Here is a 14794-nt window from a genome sequence, read left to right as displayed (position 1 = left end):
TTAAAAGTCAATTACAACACTTTGTTTTTCATCGAGTTACGGATGAATTCTTCGATCTCGGCCGGAGAGTCCATCCGTTCGGCATGGAACCACTGGATATGCGGATCGGATTCCTTGAACCAATTTGCCTGCCTGCGGACGAAGATACGCGTCTTTCGCTTCATTTCGACTTTGGCTTGGTCCAGCGTCATCGAACCTCGGATTACGCTGACGCATTCCCCATATCCGATAGCGGACATGCTCGGCAGGGAAGGGGAGTAGCCGCGTTCGACCAGACCTTTTACTTCCTCGAGCAAGCCCTTGGCGAACATTTCCTCGATCCGTTCATCCACGCGGCGGTAGAGTTCCTCGCGCGGGCGGGTCAGACCGATTGTGATGAGTTGATATGGCGAATCGCTCTGGGTGCGTTGCTCCGAAAATTTCCTCCCGGTCGTGAAGATCACCTCCAATGCGCGGATCGTCCGCCGTGCATTCCGCAGGTCTATGGCGCTTGCTGCTTCAGGGTCGAGAGTTTGAAGTTTGGCGTGTAGCCACTCTTTTCCTCTTTTCTCCTTCAACTGTTCAAGAACTTTCCTCAATCTATTAATCGGTTGTACTTCTGGCGGATTCCATCCCTGAGTTACCGAGCGGATGTACTGCCCCGTGCCACCCACCAGGAAGGGTAAGCGGCCGCGTTCATGAATGTCCGCAATCACACCCCTTGCCATTTTTTGAAAGATAGCCAGGCTGAGCGTCTCATCGGGATCAACAATATCGACCAAATGATGAGGTGCCCGTGCCATTTCCTCCTTTGAAGGTTTTGCCGTGCCAATATCCATTCCGCGGTAAAAAAGGCGCGAATCGACTGAAACGATCTCGCCGTTCATCCGTTCTGCGAGTTGAATGGCAAGTTCGGTTTTGCCGACAGCGGTGGGACCGACGATGAGTACGACGGGAGGTTTGGTCGGCATTGGATTTATTTTCTTCGCCGAGGTAAGGGAGCGTCGGCTGCGCAGATGGACGGAAATGAATCAGCGCAGGGATAGGCGTTGGGTGCAGCAAGCGGACTCAGATACGGAAAAAGAGGCGCGGCAAGTCCAAAATCGAGGATCAGGGTTGGGAGTCCGATCGCTGACTTACAGGATAAAGCCCCGGGGCGGGTCATATTAATTGAGTATCCGTTCTAGTCCTTCTGGATGTTTCTGGTAAACTTCCGGCACCGTCCAATTTTAGCACTTAGGAACTTCCAATGATCAACTGGCAGGAATTGACCATCGATATGTTCGTGGAGCAATTGCGCAAGGCATATCACCGCTCATATGGCGACATCAAGGGGGATTACGGGAATATCGCCTGCTGGGTGGGCAGGCTTTCGCTCGAAAACATCTCGAACTCGGACGCGCTCTATCACGACATCGACCATACGATCTTGGTTTCGCTGGCGGGGCTGGCGATCATCGAGGGGAAACATTTGCGCGAGGGCGGCGTTTCGCCGCGGGATTGGATGAGGTACATGATCGCCGTGCTGTGTCACGACATCGGTTATGTGAAGGGTGTGTTGAGGAACGATACGGCGCAGAGATTTTCGACCGGCGTGGATGGGAATCTCGTCGAGATTTCACCCGATGGAACGGATGTGGCTTTGACGCCTTATCATGTGGATCGGAGCAAACAATTTGTGCGCGAAAGATTCGGCGCGGGTTTGCTGGATGAAATGGACGGACAGGTGGATGCGGAGAAGATCGCGGAATATATCGAAATGACGCGCTTTCCTTCGCCGAAAGATCCGAAATATCAGGATACAAAAGGCTTGGGAGGGCTGGTGCGCGCCGCGGATTTCATCGGTCAATTGGGCGATCCCGATTACTTCCGCAAAACCCCGGCGCTGTTCTATGAGTTCGAAGAGTTGGGGGTCAATTCGAAACTCGGTTATAAATCCCCGCACGATATGCGCAAGAACTATGCCAAATTCTATTGGGAACAGGTCAATCCGTATTTGCAGGATGCGCTTGTGTACCTGCGCCTGACGGAGGACGGCAAACAATGGGTGGCGAACATGCATTCGCACGTCTTCGATTCCGAGCATGTTTACAAATAATCGCTGTAATAATTTGCGTGAATTCGCTTGATCCGCAACTGGTTTTTCCATAAGAACAGTTGAACTGAAAATCTTCGCAAGGATAAAGCTATCACGTTTCGAAATTGCATTGCCATTTGGCGGGAAATCGGTTAAATTAACTCCTAGCACGAACGTTCTAAGCCTTCGATATTCCCGACGAACAGAAACGAAATCCTCGTTTTGTCTGTTCATTATGATGAAATGAGTGACAGGAGCTACATACATGACCGACCTGACCTTCTACCTCGGCCGCCTCTTCGACCCCAAAGCCGCCAAACTGACCAATAAAGACCTCAATTATGATTCCGCCGACCTGACCACCCACGCCGTAGTCACCGGCATGACCGGTTCCGGCAAAACCGGCTTGTGTATCGCGTTGCTCGAAGAAGCCGCGCTCAACGGAGTCCCTGCAGTCATCATCGATCCCAAAGGCGACCTGACCAACCTGCTTTTGCATTTTCCCGAACTCCTTCCAGAAGACTTCCAACCATGGATCGACCCCGAAGTCGTGCGCCGCGCAAACATGACGCCCGAAAAAGCCGCGGAAGAAGCCGCAGATGCCTGGCAGAAAGGTCTCAAGGAATGGGGGATGAAACAGGATCGGATCATGGACCTGAAGAACTCGGTCAAATTTTCGATCTTTACCCCCGGCTCCAACTCGGGTATTCCCGTCAGCGTTTTATCTTCGCTTGATGCACCCGACCTGGATTGGGAGGAAAACCGCGAAGTCCTGCGCGAAAGAATCACCAGCACCGTCACTGCCCTGTTGGGCTTGGTCGGCTTGAACGACCTCGATCCGATCCGCTCGCGCGAGCATATTTTGCTTTCCAATATCTTTGAAGAACATTGGAGTCAGGGTCGCGGGCTCGAACTTGACGAATTGATCCTGCAAACGCAAAACCCGCCTTTCGATAAACTCGGCGCCTTTCCTGTGGATACTTTCTTCCCGCCCAAAGACCGCACCGAACTGGCAATGACCCTCAACAATATCCTTGCCGCGCCCGCCTTCGAAGCCTGGCGCGAAGGTCAGTCTCTCGACGTGCAATCCCTGCTCTTCACCGAGGATGGTCAGCCGCGCCACAGCATTTTCTATCTCGCTCACCTTTCCGACGGCGAGCGCATGTTCTTTACCACGCTTCTTCTCTCAGCCGTCGAAACCTGGATGCGCACACAAAAAGGCTCCACATCCCTGCGAGCGCTTCTCTACATGGATGAGATCTACGGCTATCTTCCGCCCACCGCCAATCCGCCGTCCAAACAGCCGTTGTTGCGTATGTTGAAGCAAGCGCGTGCATTCGGCTTGGGCATTTTGCTAGCCACACAAAACCCGGTCGATCTCGATTACAAGGCGCTATCGAACACGGGTACATGGTTCATCGGCAAACTTCAGACAGAGCGCGATAAGAACCGTCTGCTCGACGGGCTCGAAAGTCTGGCGGGCGGCATTTCCCGCGCACAGATGGATAAACTCATCTCATCGCTGGGGAAACGCGTCTTCGTGATGAACAATGTCCATAACAAGGAGCCGCTCCTCTTCCAAACCCGCTGGGTGATGAATTTCCTTGCAGGACCGATGACCCGCAACCAGATTCCCGCGCTTAACGAACTGGCTGGCTCAGGAGAAGAACCTGCGCCTCGCGCCAGAACGAAACCTGATTCTGCTTCCAAAGCAAAATCTACGCCTCCGCCTGTGGATCACGTCCAGCCGGTCGCTGTTCCAGCAGCTGCGTCTGCCCAACCCAAAGCGCCGACTCCCCCGCGCAGCAATGGCAGTTCATCGAACGGCACTTCGACCAAACCGAATCTCCCGAACGGAATCCGCGAATACTACCTGCCGCAAAACTACAGCCTGCCCGAAGCCTTGAATGCGGCCGGCAAGACTCAATCTTATGGCGCGAACATCCAGGGTATGATCTATCGCCCTGTTCTGCTCGCTTCCGCTCAGGTCCGCGTTCTCGACCGCAAATATGGCGTGGACACGGAGATGACCAAGACCGCGCTCGTCACCGATCTTGACCGTCGCGGCATCGTGCGCTGGGAGGAATTCCCTTATGCTGGTCCATCCCTCGACAAACTCGAAAGCGGACCCGCGCCTTCCTCGAAATATGGCTCCATCGAAGCGCTCTTGAACGATACGAAGTTAATGACCGCCCTGCAAAAAGATTTCACCGACTGGGTCTTCCGAAATTCATCTGTAACCGCCCGCGCCAACGCCGCGCTAAAAGTCTTTGCCGGACCGGATGTCTCCCAGGCCGATTTCATGAAAGCCTGCGCGGATACGGCAAGGGAGGCGCGCGACGCTGAGATCGAAAAGAAAACCACCGCCCTCGAGCGGAAGATCCGAACCCTCGAAGATAAACTCGGCCGCGAACACCGCGAACTGCGCGAGGATGAGGCTGAGTTGCAAAACCGCAACATTGAATCCGGCGCGAACCTGCTGGAATTGGGCGCGAGCGTGTTCGGTCTGACAAGAAAGAAGAGCATCACCACTCAATTCACCAAGCACCGCCTTGCCCAAAACGCAAAAGCCGAAGTGCAGGAATCTCAGGAAGCCATCGCCAAAATGACCAAGGATCTCAACGACCTCATGCGCGAGCGGGAGGACATTGTGCGTGAGATCGGTGATAAGTGGGGGAAGGTCGTCAGCGATATCAGCGAGGTGACGATCAACCCGAAGAAGACCGATGTCTACGTCAACATCTTCGGCGTGGCGTGGATGCCTTATTACGTCGTTCAGGCGGGCGGCGACACTGTGGAAATGGCGGCGTTCGGTGGCGAGTAATTCAGCAGATTGAAAAATTGGAAGTTTAGAAAGCGGGCGGCGGTGAGCCGTCCGCTTTATCGTTGGCATCTCGTAACGATTCTGCGGCTGGAGTTGTCAAAAGGACATGAATATATTTCTTATCCTTCTCTCCCTCGCCCTGTGGGGTGTTGTTCATTCGATCCTTGCCTCCCACTTCGCAAAAGACATGGTTCAAGGCTTCCTCGGCAAAGGCGGGATGCGCCTTTATCGGTTCGGTTATAACGTATTTTCGGTGATTAGTTTTGCTCTGATCCTTTACCTCCTCGTCATTCTGGAGGATCAAGCGCTGTATAAAGTCTCCGCACCATGGAATTTCATCATGCTGGGCGGGCAGGCGGTTTCAGTAATGCTTCTGCTCGTAGCCGTCCTCCAAACCGACACTCTTTCGTTCATCGGTCTGCGCCAGTTGTTCGAGGATGAAAAACCAGGTCAACTCGTGACGCGGGGTATGTATATGCTGGTACGACATCCGTTATACCTGTTCAGCCTGTCCTTCCTGTGGTTGGGTCCGACCATGAGCGTCAACTCGCTGGTGTTCAACATCGGCGTGACCGCCTATTTCATCATCGGCGCGTATTTCGAGGAACGCAAACTTCTCCGGGATTTCGGAGAGGCGTACTCAGTGTACAAACGAAATACGCCCTTCCTGATTCCGGGGTTGAAGTAGTAAATATTCCCGACGGGCCGTGAATTTATAGTTTTTCTCTCCGATTCGGGGGTTATTTTCCGCTTAAATCCACATGAAGGTCGGCAACTGGACAATCCCTCCCCTTTCAGGTATCATTGCCCCACTTGTGACCGAACTCACGAAGTCATAAGAAATAAAATCATCATCCCGGATAAGCCCTTATCCGGGTTGTTGTGCGTAAAAGGATTTTTTTGGCGGAGGCGACCGAATGTCAGATTTGATCAAGCAGATCACAAGCGATTTGCAGAAACAAATAGAAGGGTTTAAACCCGAATTCAACGTCAGCGATGCAGGCGTGGTGCTCGAGGCAGGCGATGGCATCGCCCGCGTGCAGGGACTGGCGAAAGTCCGCGCGCAGGAACTTGTCCAATTCGCGAACGGCGTGATCGGAGTCGCGTTCAACCTTGAGAAGGAAAATGTCGGCGTGATCATCATGGGTGATTACGAAGGCATCACCGAGGGCATGTCCGTGCGGGGATTGGGGCGCATCGCCTCCGTCCCGGTGGGGGATGCGATGATCGGGCGCGTGGTCAACGCCTTGGGCGAGCCGATCGACGGCAAGGGTCCCATAGCGACGACCGGATATCGCCCCATCGAGCGCATCGCACCGGGCGTGATCGAACGGCAGGATGTGGATACTCCGGTTCAAACCGGCATCAAATCCATCGACTCGATGATCCCCATCGGGCGCGGCCAGCGTGAATTGATCATCGGCGACAGACAGACCGGCAAGACCGCCGTCGCCATCGATGCGATCATCAATCAGAAGGGAAAGGGGATGGTTTGCATCTACGTGGCGATCGGGCAGAAGAAGGCCGCCATCGCCCGCACACTCGGCACGCTCGAAAAATTCGGCGCGATGGAACATACCATCATCGTGGTCGCTTCCGCGGATGAATCAGCCGCGCTTCAATACATCGCCCCGTATGCGGGTACAGCCATCGGCGAAGAGTTCATGGAGACGGGACGCGACGCTCTCATTATTTACGATGACCTTTCCAAACATGCCTGGGCATACCGTCAGGTATCCCTTCTATTGCGCCGCCCTCCCGGACGCGAAGCCTACCCCGGCGATGTCTTTTATCTCCACTCCCGCCTTTTGGAACGCTCCGCGCGCCTCGCCACCCAGTATGTGATCGTCAAGGACAATTTCAGCGGCGATCTCGCCGAAGCAAAGGACGGCCTGGACGGCAAAGTGTACGGCGGTCCGCTTTCCAAACATGAAGCCGAGGAAGCCGCCAAGAAACTGGGCGACGGACACAAGATCGTAAAAGTTAAAGGGACCGGCGGCTCGCTCACGTCTTTGCCCATCATCGAAACATTGCTTGGCGATGTGTCTGCCTATATCCCCACGAACGTCATCTCGATCACCGACGGACAAATCTATCTCGAAGGCAACCTGTTCAATGCCGGCATCCGCCCGGCGGTGAACGTGGGTATCTCCGTTTCGCGTGTGGGCGGCGACGCCCAAACCAAAGCCATGAAACAGGTCGCAGGTCGTTTGCGCCTTGACATGGCGGCCTATCGCGAACTCGCGGCGTTTGCGTTGATGGCATCCGACCTGGATAAATCCACCCAGCAGCAATTAAACCGCGGTCAGCGCATGCAGGAGATCCTCAAACAGCCCCAGTATTCTCCAATGGAATTCGAGGACCAGGTCATGGTCATCTTTGCAGGGACGAACGGCTATGCCGATAACGTCCCGCTCGACAAAATGGCGCAATGGCAGGTGGACCTGATCCGATACCTCGAATCCTCCTACCCCGAGATCGGCAAGGATATCGTGGCGAAGAGGACCATCACCGAAGATAACCGCAACGCTTTGCTTAAAGCCCTCGACGGTTTCCAGGCGGGATGGGTGGCATAGTCGCACGGTCAGGTTACTTGACACTGCGACTAACCGGCTAACCCACTATCAGACTAAAGGACGAAACAAATGGCTTCCGCCCGCGAGATGCGGCTTCGCATCAAAAGCGTAAAGAACATTTCACAGGTCACGCGCGCGCTGGAAACGGTGAGCGCCAGCAAGGTCCGCAAGGCGATCAATGCGGTCATGGCGACCCGCTCCTACGCAACAAAAGCGTGGCAGGTCTTGCGTCATGTTGCCGAACAGCCGGGGCGCGACAGCCTGCATCCCCTGCTTACCCGGCGCGCTACGGTAAATAACACCTTGGCTGTGGTCATCACAGGCGACCGGGGATTGGCCGGCGCATATAACTCCAATGTGATCCGTTTTACCGCCCAGAAGTTCGATCGTTACCATGTCCCGGTCAAATACATTGCGGTCGGGCGCAAAGGCAGGGACCTGCTGTTCCGCCGCCGGAAGGATGTCATTGCGGACTTCAGCAATCTGCCCGCCGCACCGAACTTCGACGATGTCTCCGCCATCGGGCGGCTGGTCGTGGACGAATACAACAAAGGCGGCGTGGACGAAGTCTTTCTCGTCTACACCGACTTCGTCAACATGGGGCGGCAGGTCGCCACGGTGAAGAGACTTCTTCCACTTGAGCTCGAAGGCGAAGGGCTGGTGGAGGATTTCGGTCACAAAACGAACAATAGCACATCCGCGGCGTATGAATATGAACCGGACGGACGGGAGCTCCTGGATACGATCATCCCGCGATTCACTGCATTGCAGGTCTATCAGGCGATCCTCGAATCGCAGGCGAGCGAACATGCCGCCCGCATGATCGCCATGCGCAATGCGACCGATAACGCCAAGGAACTTGTCGGCGCGCTTCAACTGGTATACAACAAGGTTCGTCAGCAGACGATCACGAACGATATTTTGGATATTGTCGGCGGCGCGGAAGCGCTTGCCGCGAGCTAACTGGAGGCAGCAATCATGGCAAATGCAAACGGCCGTGTGGTACAAATCTTGGGCGGTGTCGTGGATGTCGAATTCCCGGATGGGGGGATCCCCGAACTCTTCGAAGCAATTACAGTCGACCGCGAAAACAAGGAACCGCTTGTTCTCGAAGTGCAGAAACATCTCGGCGAGAACTGGGTGCGAACCGTGGCGATGGACTCAACCGACGGCTTACAGCGCGGAGTCTCCGCTCGCTCGACAGGCGCCCCGATCACGGTCCCGGTGGGACCCGCGACCCTCGGCCGCATCTTCAATGTGCTTGGCAACGCCATCGATAAACGGGGCGATGTCAGCGCTTCGATGTATTATCCAATTCACCGCTCCGCGCCTGCGTTCGAAGAACAATCCACCCGCGTGGAAGTCTTCGAAACCGGCATCAAGGTCATCGACCTCATCGCTCCCTTTACCAAGGGCGGCAAGACCGGCATCTTCGGCGGCGCCGGAACCGGCAAGACCGTTATTATCATGGAACTCATCCGCTCGGTGGCTTCGGTTCATCAAGGCAACTCTGTGTTCGCCGGCGTGGGGGAACGCACCCGCGAAGGGACCGGCTTGTACCGCGAAATGATCGAATACGGCGTGATGAAAGATACCGTGATGGTATACGGTCAGATGAACGAGCCTTCCGGTGTGCGCCTGCGCGTTGCGCTGACCGCGCTCTCGATGGCGGAATATTTCCGCGATCAGGGCAAGGACGTGCTGCTCTTCATCGACAACATCTTCCGCTTCTCGATGTCAGGCTCCGAAGTGTCCGCGCTTCTTGGCCGTATGCCTTCCGCGGTGGGGTATCAGCCCACGCTTGCCACTGAAATGGGTGAATTGCAGGAGCGCATCACTTCGACGCGCACCGGCTCGATCACGTCCATGCAGGCGGTGTACGTGCCTGCTGACGATTACTCCGACCCCGCGCCAGTGGCGACTTTTACCCACCTGGACGCGACCATCGCGCTCGAACGCTCCATCGTTGAAAAGGGTATTTATCCCGCTGTGGACCCACTCGCCTCGACCTCCCGAATTCTTGATCCAAACATCGTTGGCGAAGAGCACTACCGGACGGCGCGTGAAGTACAGCGTGTTCTCCAGCGTTACAAGGATTTGCAGGACATCATCGCCATTCTCGGCATCGACGAACTCTCCGAAGACGACAAACTTGTCGTCTCCCGCGCCCGCAAGATCGAACGCTTCTTCTCACAGCCGTTCTTCGTGGCGGAACGCTTCACGGGTATCTCCGGTCGCTATGTCGCCATCAAGGATACTGTCCGCGGTTTCCGCGAGATCCTCGACGGTAAATGCGACGACCTGCCCGAACAGGCTTTCATGATGGCGGGCACCATCGAAGATGTGCGCGAACGCGCGGAGATCCTGGCGAAGGCTTAATCTGTGTCAAGTGTTCCATTGTCAGGCGTCACGACCTGACACCTGAGACCTGACACAGGAGAACTTTTATGACCATCCGTTGTGAGATCGTTTCGCAAGACCGCACTGTGTTCACCGGCGACGTGGACATTGTTGTGATTCCCGGCGCGGCGGGGGAGATGGGCATCCTGCCCAAACATGCCCCCGTCCTGACCACGCTCAAGTACGGAGTGATAAAGGTCCGCAAGGGCGGGCGGGAGGATATCTTCACGGTCGCGGGCGGAGTCGCCGAGATCCAGCCGGATATCGTCACCATTCTGGCAGACCGGGGTTCGGAAAATATCGAAGAGATCGACATCGACCGCGCGGAAGCCGCCAGGAAACGCGCCGAGGAATACCTGGCCAAGGGCCTGCCCGCCGAACTGGACCGTTACGAGGTCATGGAAGCCGCCCTGCGCCGCGCGAACCTGCGTCTCGATGCTGTGCGCCGTTACCGCAAGCCCGGCGCTCCGCGATTGCCGGAGATTTAATCCACTTGTTTGCGATGTTCTCAAAAGACCTGGGCATCGACCTGGGTACCATGTTCACCCGCATTGCCGACAACAACAATGTGTTGCTGGAGGAGCCTACCATCGTCGCCATCGCGATCGAAGAGCAGAAGATGGTGGCGGCGGGAGTCGAAGCGCGTGACATGCTCGGCAAGGTGCCGACCGAAACCATCGAGGTGGCGCGTCCGCTCCGCAACGGTGTGATCGCGGATTACGAAATCACCGAGACCCTGCTTGCCTACCTGCTCCAGCGCGCCAGTGGGGCGATGCGAATCTTCCGCCCGCGCGTGATGGTCACTGTCCCATACGGCGTGACCAGTGTGGAGCGCAGGGCGGTTTACGAAGCAGTCATGGAAGCGGGGAGTCGCGAGGCGTTTCTCATCCAGCAGCCGCTTGCCGCCGCGATCGGGATCGACCTGCCCATCAACTCGCCTTCGGGAAATATGATCATCTCCCTTGGGGGCGGATGCACGGAAGCCGCGGTGATGGCGATGTACGGAATCGTCTCGGCAGATACTTTGCGGTTGGGTGGAATCGACCTGGACGAAGCCATTGTCAATTATGTGCGCCGAAAATACGGCGTGGTGATCGGTCAGCCCACCGCCGAACAGTTGAAGCTGCGCATCGGGGCGGCTGTTCCTCAAGACACAGAGAACAGCATGGAAGTGCAGGGACAGGACCAGGTCACTGGTTTGCCGCGCCCGGTCACGTTGACCACCGGCGAGATGGTGGAAGCCCTGCAGGAGCCGTTGAAGCAGATCGTCGAATCGGGGCGCAAAGTGCTGGAAAAGACCCCGCCTGAACTGGTTTCGGATATCATCGACCGCGGAGTCGCGTTATGCGGCGGGGGGGCGCTTCTGCGCGGGATCGACAAGCTGCTCACAAAATCCCTCGGCATTCCCGCCTATCTCGTCGATAATCCTTTGACCTGCGTCGTGCAGGGAGCCTCGAAGGCGTTTGGGATGTTGAACGTCATTCGCAGAAATTTACCGCAGGTATAGTGGGAATTGGTTGGCGGGGGCATTCGATGATTGGCTCCATTTAAGGTAAGACATAATAAAAATGTGCGGAGTTTGAACCGCCAAACTGTTTCCTGATTCCAGCCTTTCCTCCCCTCCATTATCCCTCATCCTCCGGCGATGGTTTCATCCGGTCTGCCTGACATTCCCGAGCAGGATGATCACCAGCACCAGGTTCAAGATGGTGATCACTAGAAAGGGGATCATGATCCCAAGGCTATCCGGTACACCCACACGCGCCATATTGATTGCCATCGCGCTGACGCCCAACCCCAATGTGACGCCTTTTGTCAGCATGATGGAGCTTAATAGGTAACCCCAGGCGCTGCGACGAAGCAGGAGAAATCCGCCGAGAAATGCCAGAGGCACGATCAATCCCAAATCCATGAACTGTATGACCAGGGTGGTTGTATTATCCAAAACCGGGGTTTGATCTTGAATCAGCGGAGGCACGATGCGACCCAGCCAGGCGAGCAATAGAAAACTTCCGACCACGAACATTAACCCCACGATCCATTTGTACGGTAATTTCCCGGAAAAAGCCTGTGGGAGTGTATTTAGGTCAAAAGACATCATGCACAGGATGAATGCATAAAGGCTCAATGCAAATATGGCTGTGTATGCCAAAAACAATGAATTGTAGGATGCCAAAGTGGCCATTGACATGTAGGTATAAAGAAGGAAGCCAAGAGTGCCTGTCAAGAGCAATTGCCCGCGCAGGGAGCCCCGAAAGGCAAAAAAGGCGGAGATCGCCAATAACGGCAGGCCCACCACCAGCGTTACCAGATCGTTCCCCTGCATTTGGGCAGCCGAACTTACAGTGTCGTAGTAATACAAACCCTGTCCGTTGATAGTCACCGTCTCTTCACGATGGTTCGTATATGAAAACGCCTCGCCCGGGCTTTGATGGAAAAGACCCGCGCCTGCAGCGACCAGGGAAAGAATGAAAATCGGCGGGAGAAGCCATACGAGCGCAGATTGGTGTTTCATCTTTTTTTTATCCTTGATCAATTTGATGGGACTGGATCGTCCAGCCATATTATACATAAAGTGAGAGTCGCAGCGGAGACGGAATGCAGGCTGTGCTTATAGTTTACATTGATACAATATAACTTCTCCATCTTCATGAATGACCGGTTTGATAAACTCCCAGCCTAGCCGTTCCAGGATACCCGCTGCTGAAACGGTTGTTGCAGAGACCGCTGCATATCCCTGCTCACGAGCTAATTTCATGCCCGCTCGAACCAATTCTGTGCCAATGCCACGACCTCGAAAAGGCTCCACGGCATATAAACCGCCTAATTCAGGCTGGCGCCCTGCAATGTTTCCGTTCCGCTTTCCCGTAGGATAATCGTACCAACAAGCTCATTGGACTCAAATGCAACAAGCCGGGAGGGGAGACTGTTGCGGGAAAGACCTTCAAGAAAGTCCTGCATCATCTCTTCGTCTGACCAGTTCGCATAATAATCCGGCCATTGGTCACGGAACCATTTTGTCAATGTGGGTATGGTATCGAGATGGTCTGCAAGAAAACCGATTGCGATCATATGTATACTGAGTTTAGAAGGCAAATGCCCAACGGATTTGTGTCGTTTATGCCCAGAATGGGTACGAAGGGATATTGCGTTCGCGAAGCATCGCAGAGTCCGTTCGCCCCGCGGAGTGGAGACGGGGTACATGCTTTGTTAGGCGCGTTCACTGAGAACGCATATAAAGTAAGGCGAAAATACCTATTCTTCAGCCTTCCATAATATTCGGTTGATATGCCCATCCTGCGATTTTATATTCTCATATGACTTTTTCAAGATTTTCTCAAGGATTGGCAGTTCCACATCGCCAAGTTGCTTGATATAAACACAGTACCCAGTAGTAGTGTGCTTACCTAACTTAGCCAGCAATCCGGAGTAGCGCGCTGTGCCGTCCATCAGGTAGACGGTTATCCTACCTTTTCTTGGATAAAAGCCAATAATAAAATTGTCACCTTCACGCCCGCTGTCGTATCTGTAATGGTATGTGTCAAATCCGATTGTGCCGACATTCCACAACTTGGGCTTACTCCCACTGATTTTCTGCATAATTTCAATTAACGCTTTGCTATCTTTTAGGGTTTGCTCATCAAGTGAAGCAACAAACTCTTTTACCGAAGTGGCGTTTTGCATGGATTTGCTTTTAGATGAAACAATCGTTTTTGTCATGAGTATTCTCCTTTATGAAAGTATAGAACTTACGTTCTATATCGTCAAGAAGGAAATTAACTAGATTCTGGACCTGCGTGTGGACAAGGCTTGCCTGCACCTTGCCGCAGGCACAGGTGGGAGCAGGAAAAATCTGAAGCCAGAAAATGCATGTAAATCGCGCAGAATCCCGCCAATCCACTGCACGATTTGTTGAGCGGCTATTTTATCCCTATACAGATATCAGGATTTCGTGTCCAGCACATCACCATCGTGGTCAAGCCATTGTTCAAAACGCGTAGAGCAAATTCGCGCGTTATCGGTGGGTAATAATGTCAGTTCATCCAATTTTGCTCCAAAGTATCGTGCATATGGGTCAGTTGTCACTTCTCGTGGATCTTGGATAGAAGCTAAGTATCGTTGTATTAATTCATCGAGGCGGAAACGTTCAGGACCAGCAAGTTCAATGATGTTGTTCGCTGGTGGACTGACGGCAATGTCAGCCAATGCTTCAGCAACATCAACTGCTGCAACTGGCTGAACGAAGGCTGGCGGCAAGCGCACCATGTCTTGATTGGTACTGGCGTTTGCGATAACTCCGAGGAATTCAAAGAACTGAGTTGCGCGCAAGATGGCAAAGGGCTTGGCAGAGGAACGTACCAGATTTTCTTGAGCAACCTTCGCACGCATATAGCCGCTATCTGGCATGCGGTTGGCGCCAGCAACCGATAGGATGACATGATGTTTAACATTAGCGGCTGCTTCGGCGGTCAGGAGATTACGGGTCGATGTCTCGAAAAAATTCATTATCGCTGTATCCCCAAATGACCGCGAGTTTGTAACATCAATGACAACCTCAATATCCATCAATACTTTGTCTAATCCTGCTCCAGTGATTGTGTTGACACCCGAAGAAGGAGAGGCGGCGATCGTTTCATGACCGCGCATGTGTAGTTTCTGTACGAGCTTTGTTCCGATAAGCCCGCTTCCACCAATAACGACGATCTTCATACTTTTTACCTCCAAATTCCCGACAAAAATATTGAAAACTTCAGAGCCGCCCAACGAGACTGTCGAAAAACCGAACTGGGGAGGGCGAAAGCGGACAAGCGCCCGGGTTTTCTTCGCTTATTCGACAGTATCAACGAGACTGTCGAAAAACCGAAATGGGGAGGGCGAAAGCGGACAAGCGCTCGGTTTTTTCCCGCGGATCGCGGTGGAACGGGGTGACTGGGCTCA

At 54.2% G+C, this 14794-nt stretch carries 14 protein-coding genes; 8 read left to right on the top strand and 6 right to left on the bottom strand.

Annotated features, from left to right (window positions below; all coding sequences use genetic code 11):
• Positions 1-11 precede the first annotated feature (11 nt).
• Positions 12-950: a tRNA (adenosine(37)-N6)-dimethylallyltransferase MiaA gene (gene miaA / locus HS100_00070; protein ID MBE7432288.1), complete on the bottom strand. Its 939-nt coding sequence runs from the start codon at positions 948-950 to the stop codon at positions 12-14.
• Positions 951-1228: 278 nt separating this feature from the next.
• Here miaA and HS100_00065 point away from each other — a divergent pair, with 278 nt between their 5' ends.
• The 8 genes from HS100_00065 (at position 1229) to HS100_00030 (ending at position 11363) form a co-directional block, all read left to right on the top strand.
• Positions 1229-2077 carry a metal-dependent phosphohydrolase gene (locus HS100_00065; protein MBE7432287.1) on the top strand — a complete coding sequence of 283 codons (849 nt, stop codon included), beginning with the start codon at positions 1229-1231 and terminating at the stop codon, positions 2075-2077.
• 244 nt (positions 2078-2321) lie between these two features.
• Positions 2322-4880, top strand: coding sequence for a DUF853 family protein (locus HS100_00060; GenBank protein MBE7432286.1), 2559 nt, complete (start codon positions 2322-2324; stop codon positions 4878-4880).
• 106 nt (positions 4881-4986) lie between these two features.
• Positions 4987-5568 (top strand): isoprenylcysteine carboxylmethyltransferase family protein, encoded by a 582-nt coding sequence (locus HS100_00055; protein ID MBE7432285.1) that lies wholly within the window; start codon positions 4987-4989, stop codon positions 5566-5568.
• A gap of 229 nt (positions 5569-5797) precedes the next feature.
• Entirely contained in the window at positions 5798-7456 is a 1659-nt protein-coding gene (locus HS100_00050; protein ID MBE7432284.1) for a F0F1 ATP synthase subunit alpha, read from the top strand.
• Positions 7457-7525: 69 nt separating this feature from the next.
• Complete coding sequence (gene atpG, locus HS100_00045) at positions 7526-8419, top strand: ATP synthase F1 subunit gamma (protein MBE7432283.1); 894 nt, start codon at positions 7526-7528, stop codon at positions 8417-8419.
• Between the two features lie 15 nt (positions 8420-8434).
• Complete coding sequence (gene atpD, locus HS100_00040) at positions 8435-9835, top strand: F0F1 ATP synthase subunit beta (GenBank protein ID MBE7432282.1); 1401 nt, start codon at positions 8435-8437, stop codon at positions 9833-9835.
• Between the two features lie 68 nt (positions 9836-9903).
• Positions 9904-10344 carry an ATP synthase F1 subunit epsilon gene (gene atpC / locus HS100_00035; GenBank protein MBE7432281.1) on the top strand — a complete coding sequence of 147 codons (441 nt, stop codon included), beginning with the start codon at positions 9904-9906 and terminating at the stop codon, positions 10342-10344.
• A 14-nt stretch (positions 10345-10358) separates the two neighbouring features.
• Positions 10359-11363 carry a rod shape-determining protein gene (locus tag HS100_00030; protein ID MBE7432280.1) on the top strand — a complete coding sequence of 335 codons (1005 nt, stop codon included), beginning with the start codon at positions 10359-10361 and terminating at the stop codon, positions 11361-11363.
• Between the two features lie 144 nt (positions 11364-11507).
• Here HS100_00030 and HS100_00025 read toward each other — a convergent pair whose 3' ends face one another.
• The 5 genes from HS100_00025 to HS100_00005 form a co-directional block, all read right to left on the bottom strand.
• Positions 11508-12371, bottom strand: coding sequence for a hypothetical protein (locus tag HS100_00025; protein MBE7432279.1), 864 nt, complete (start codon positions 12369-12371; stop codon positions 11508-11510).
• Positions 12372-12467: 96 nt separating this feature from the next.
• The gene (locus tag HS100_00020) at positions 12468-12665 is read right to left on the bottom strand and encodes a GNAT family N-acetyltransferase (GenBank protein ID MBE7432278.1); all 198 of its coding nucleotides are present in this window, start codon (positions 12663-12665) and stop codon (positions 12468-12470) included.
• Positions 12666-12679: 14 nt separating this feature from the next.
• On the bottom strand, positions 12680-12928 hold the full coding sequence (locus HS100_00015; protein MBE7432277.1) for a hypothetical protein: 249 nt from the start codon (positions 12926-12928) through the stop codon (positions 12680-12682).
• Positions 12929-13111: 183 nt separating this feature from the next.
• On the bottom strand, positions 13112-13576 hold the full coding sequence (locus HS100_00010) for a DUF1801 domain-containing protein (GenBank protein ID MBE7432276.1): 465 nt from the start codon (positions 13574-13576) through the stop codon (positions 13112-13114).
• 222 nt (positions 13577-13798) lie between these two features.
• On the bottom strand, positions 13799-14566 hold the full coding sequence (locus tag HS100_00005) for an SDR family oxidoreductase (protein MBE7432275.1): 768 nt from the start codon (positions 14564-14566) through the stop codon (positions 13799-13801).
• Between the last annotated feature and the right edge of the window lie 228 nt (positions 14567-14794).

The organism is Anaerolineales bacterium (assembly GCA_015075725.1).
Lineage (GTDB): Bacteria > Chloroflexota > Anaerolineae > Anaerolineales > Villigracilaceae > Villigracilis.
The sequence above is the reverse complement of the archived record's forward strand: the minus strand, read 5'-3'. Positions and strand labels throughout refer to the sequence as shown.

Excerpts from the sequence above, each read along its gene's own strand:
- miaA (MBE7432288.1), bottom strand. The coding sequence starts at position 950 with ATGCCGACCAAACCTCCCGTCGTACTCATCGTCGGTCCCACCGCTGTC.
- HS100_00065 (MBE7432287.1), top strand. The coding sequence starts at position 1,229 with ATGATCAACTGGCAGGAATTGACCATCGATATGTTCGTGGAGCAATTG.
- HS100_00060 (MBE7432286.1), top strand. The coding sequence starts at position 2,322 with ATGACCGACCTGACCTTCTACCTCGGCCGCCTCTTCGACCCCAAAGCC.
- HS100_00055 (MBE7432285.1), top strand. The coding sequence starts at position 4,987 with ATGAATATATTTCTTATCCTTCTCTCCCTCGCCCTGTGGGGTGTTGTT.
- HS100_00050 (MBE7432284.1), top strand. The coding sequence starts at position 5,798 with ATGTCAGATTTGATCAAGCAGATCACAAGCGATTTGCAGAAACAAATA.
- atpG (MBE7432283.1), top strand. The coding sequence starts at position 7,526 with ATGGCTTCCGCCCGCGAGATGCGGCTTCGCATCAAAAGCGTAAAGAAC.
- atpD (MBE7432282.1), top strand. The coding sequence starts at position 8,435 with ATGGCAAATGCAAACGGCCGTGTGGTACAAATCTTGGGCGGTGTCGTG.
- atpC (MBE7432281.1), top strand. The coding sequence starts at position 9,904 with ATGACCATCCGTTGTGAGATCGTTTCGCAAGACCGCACTGTGTTCACC.
- HS100_00030 (MBE7432280.1), top strand. The coding sequence starts at position 10,359 with ATGTTCTCAAAAGACCTGGGCATCGACCTGGGTACCATGTTCACCCGC.
- HS100_00025 (MBE7432279.1), bottom strand. The coding sequence starts at position 12,371 with ATGAAACACCAATCTGCGCTCGTATGGCTTCTCCCGCCGATTTTCATT.
- HS100_00015 (MBE7432277.1), bottom strand. The coding sequence starts at position 12,928 with ATGATCGCAATCGGTTTTCTTGCAGACCATCTCGATACCATACCCACA.
- HS100_00010 (MBE7432276.1), bottom strand. The coding sequence starts at position 13,576 with ATGACAAAAACGATTGTTTCATCTAAAAGCAAATCCATGCAAAACGCC.
- HS100_00005 (MBE7432275.1), bottom strand. The coding sequence starts at position 14,566 with ATGAAGATCGTCGTTATTGGTGGAAGCGGGCTTATCGGAACAAAGCTC.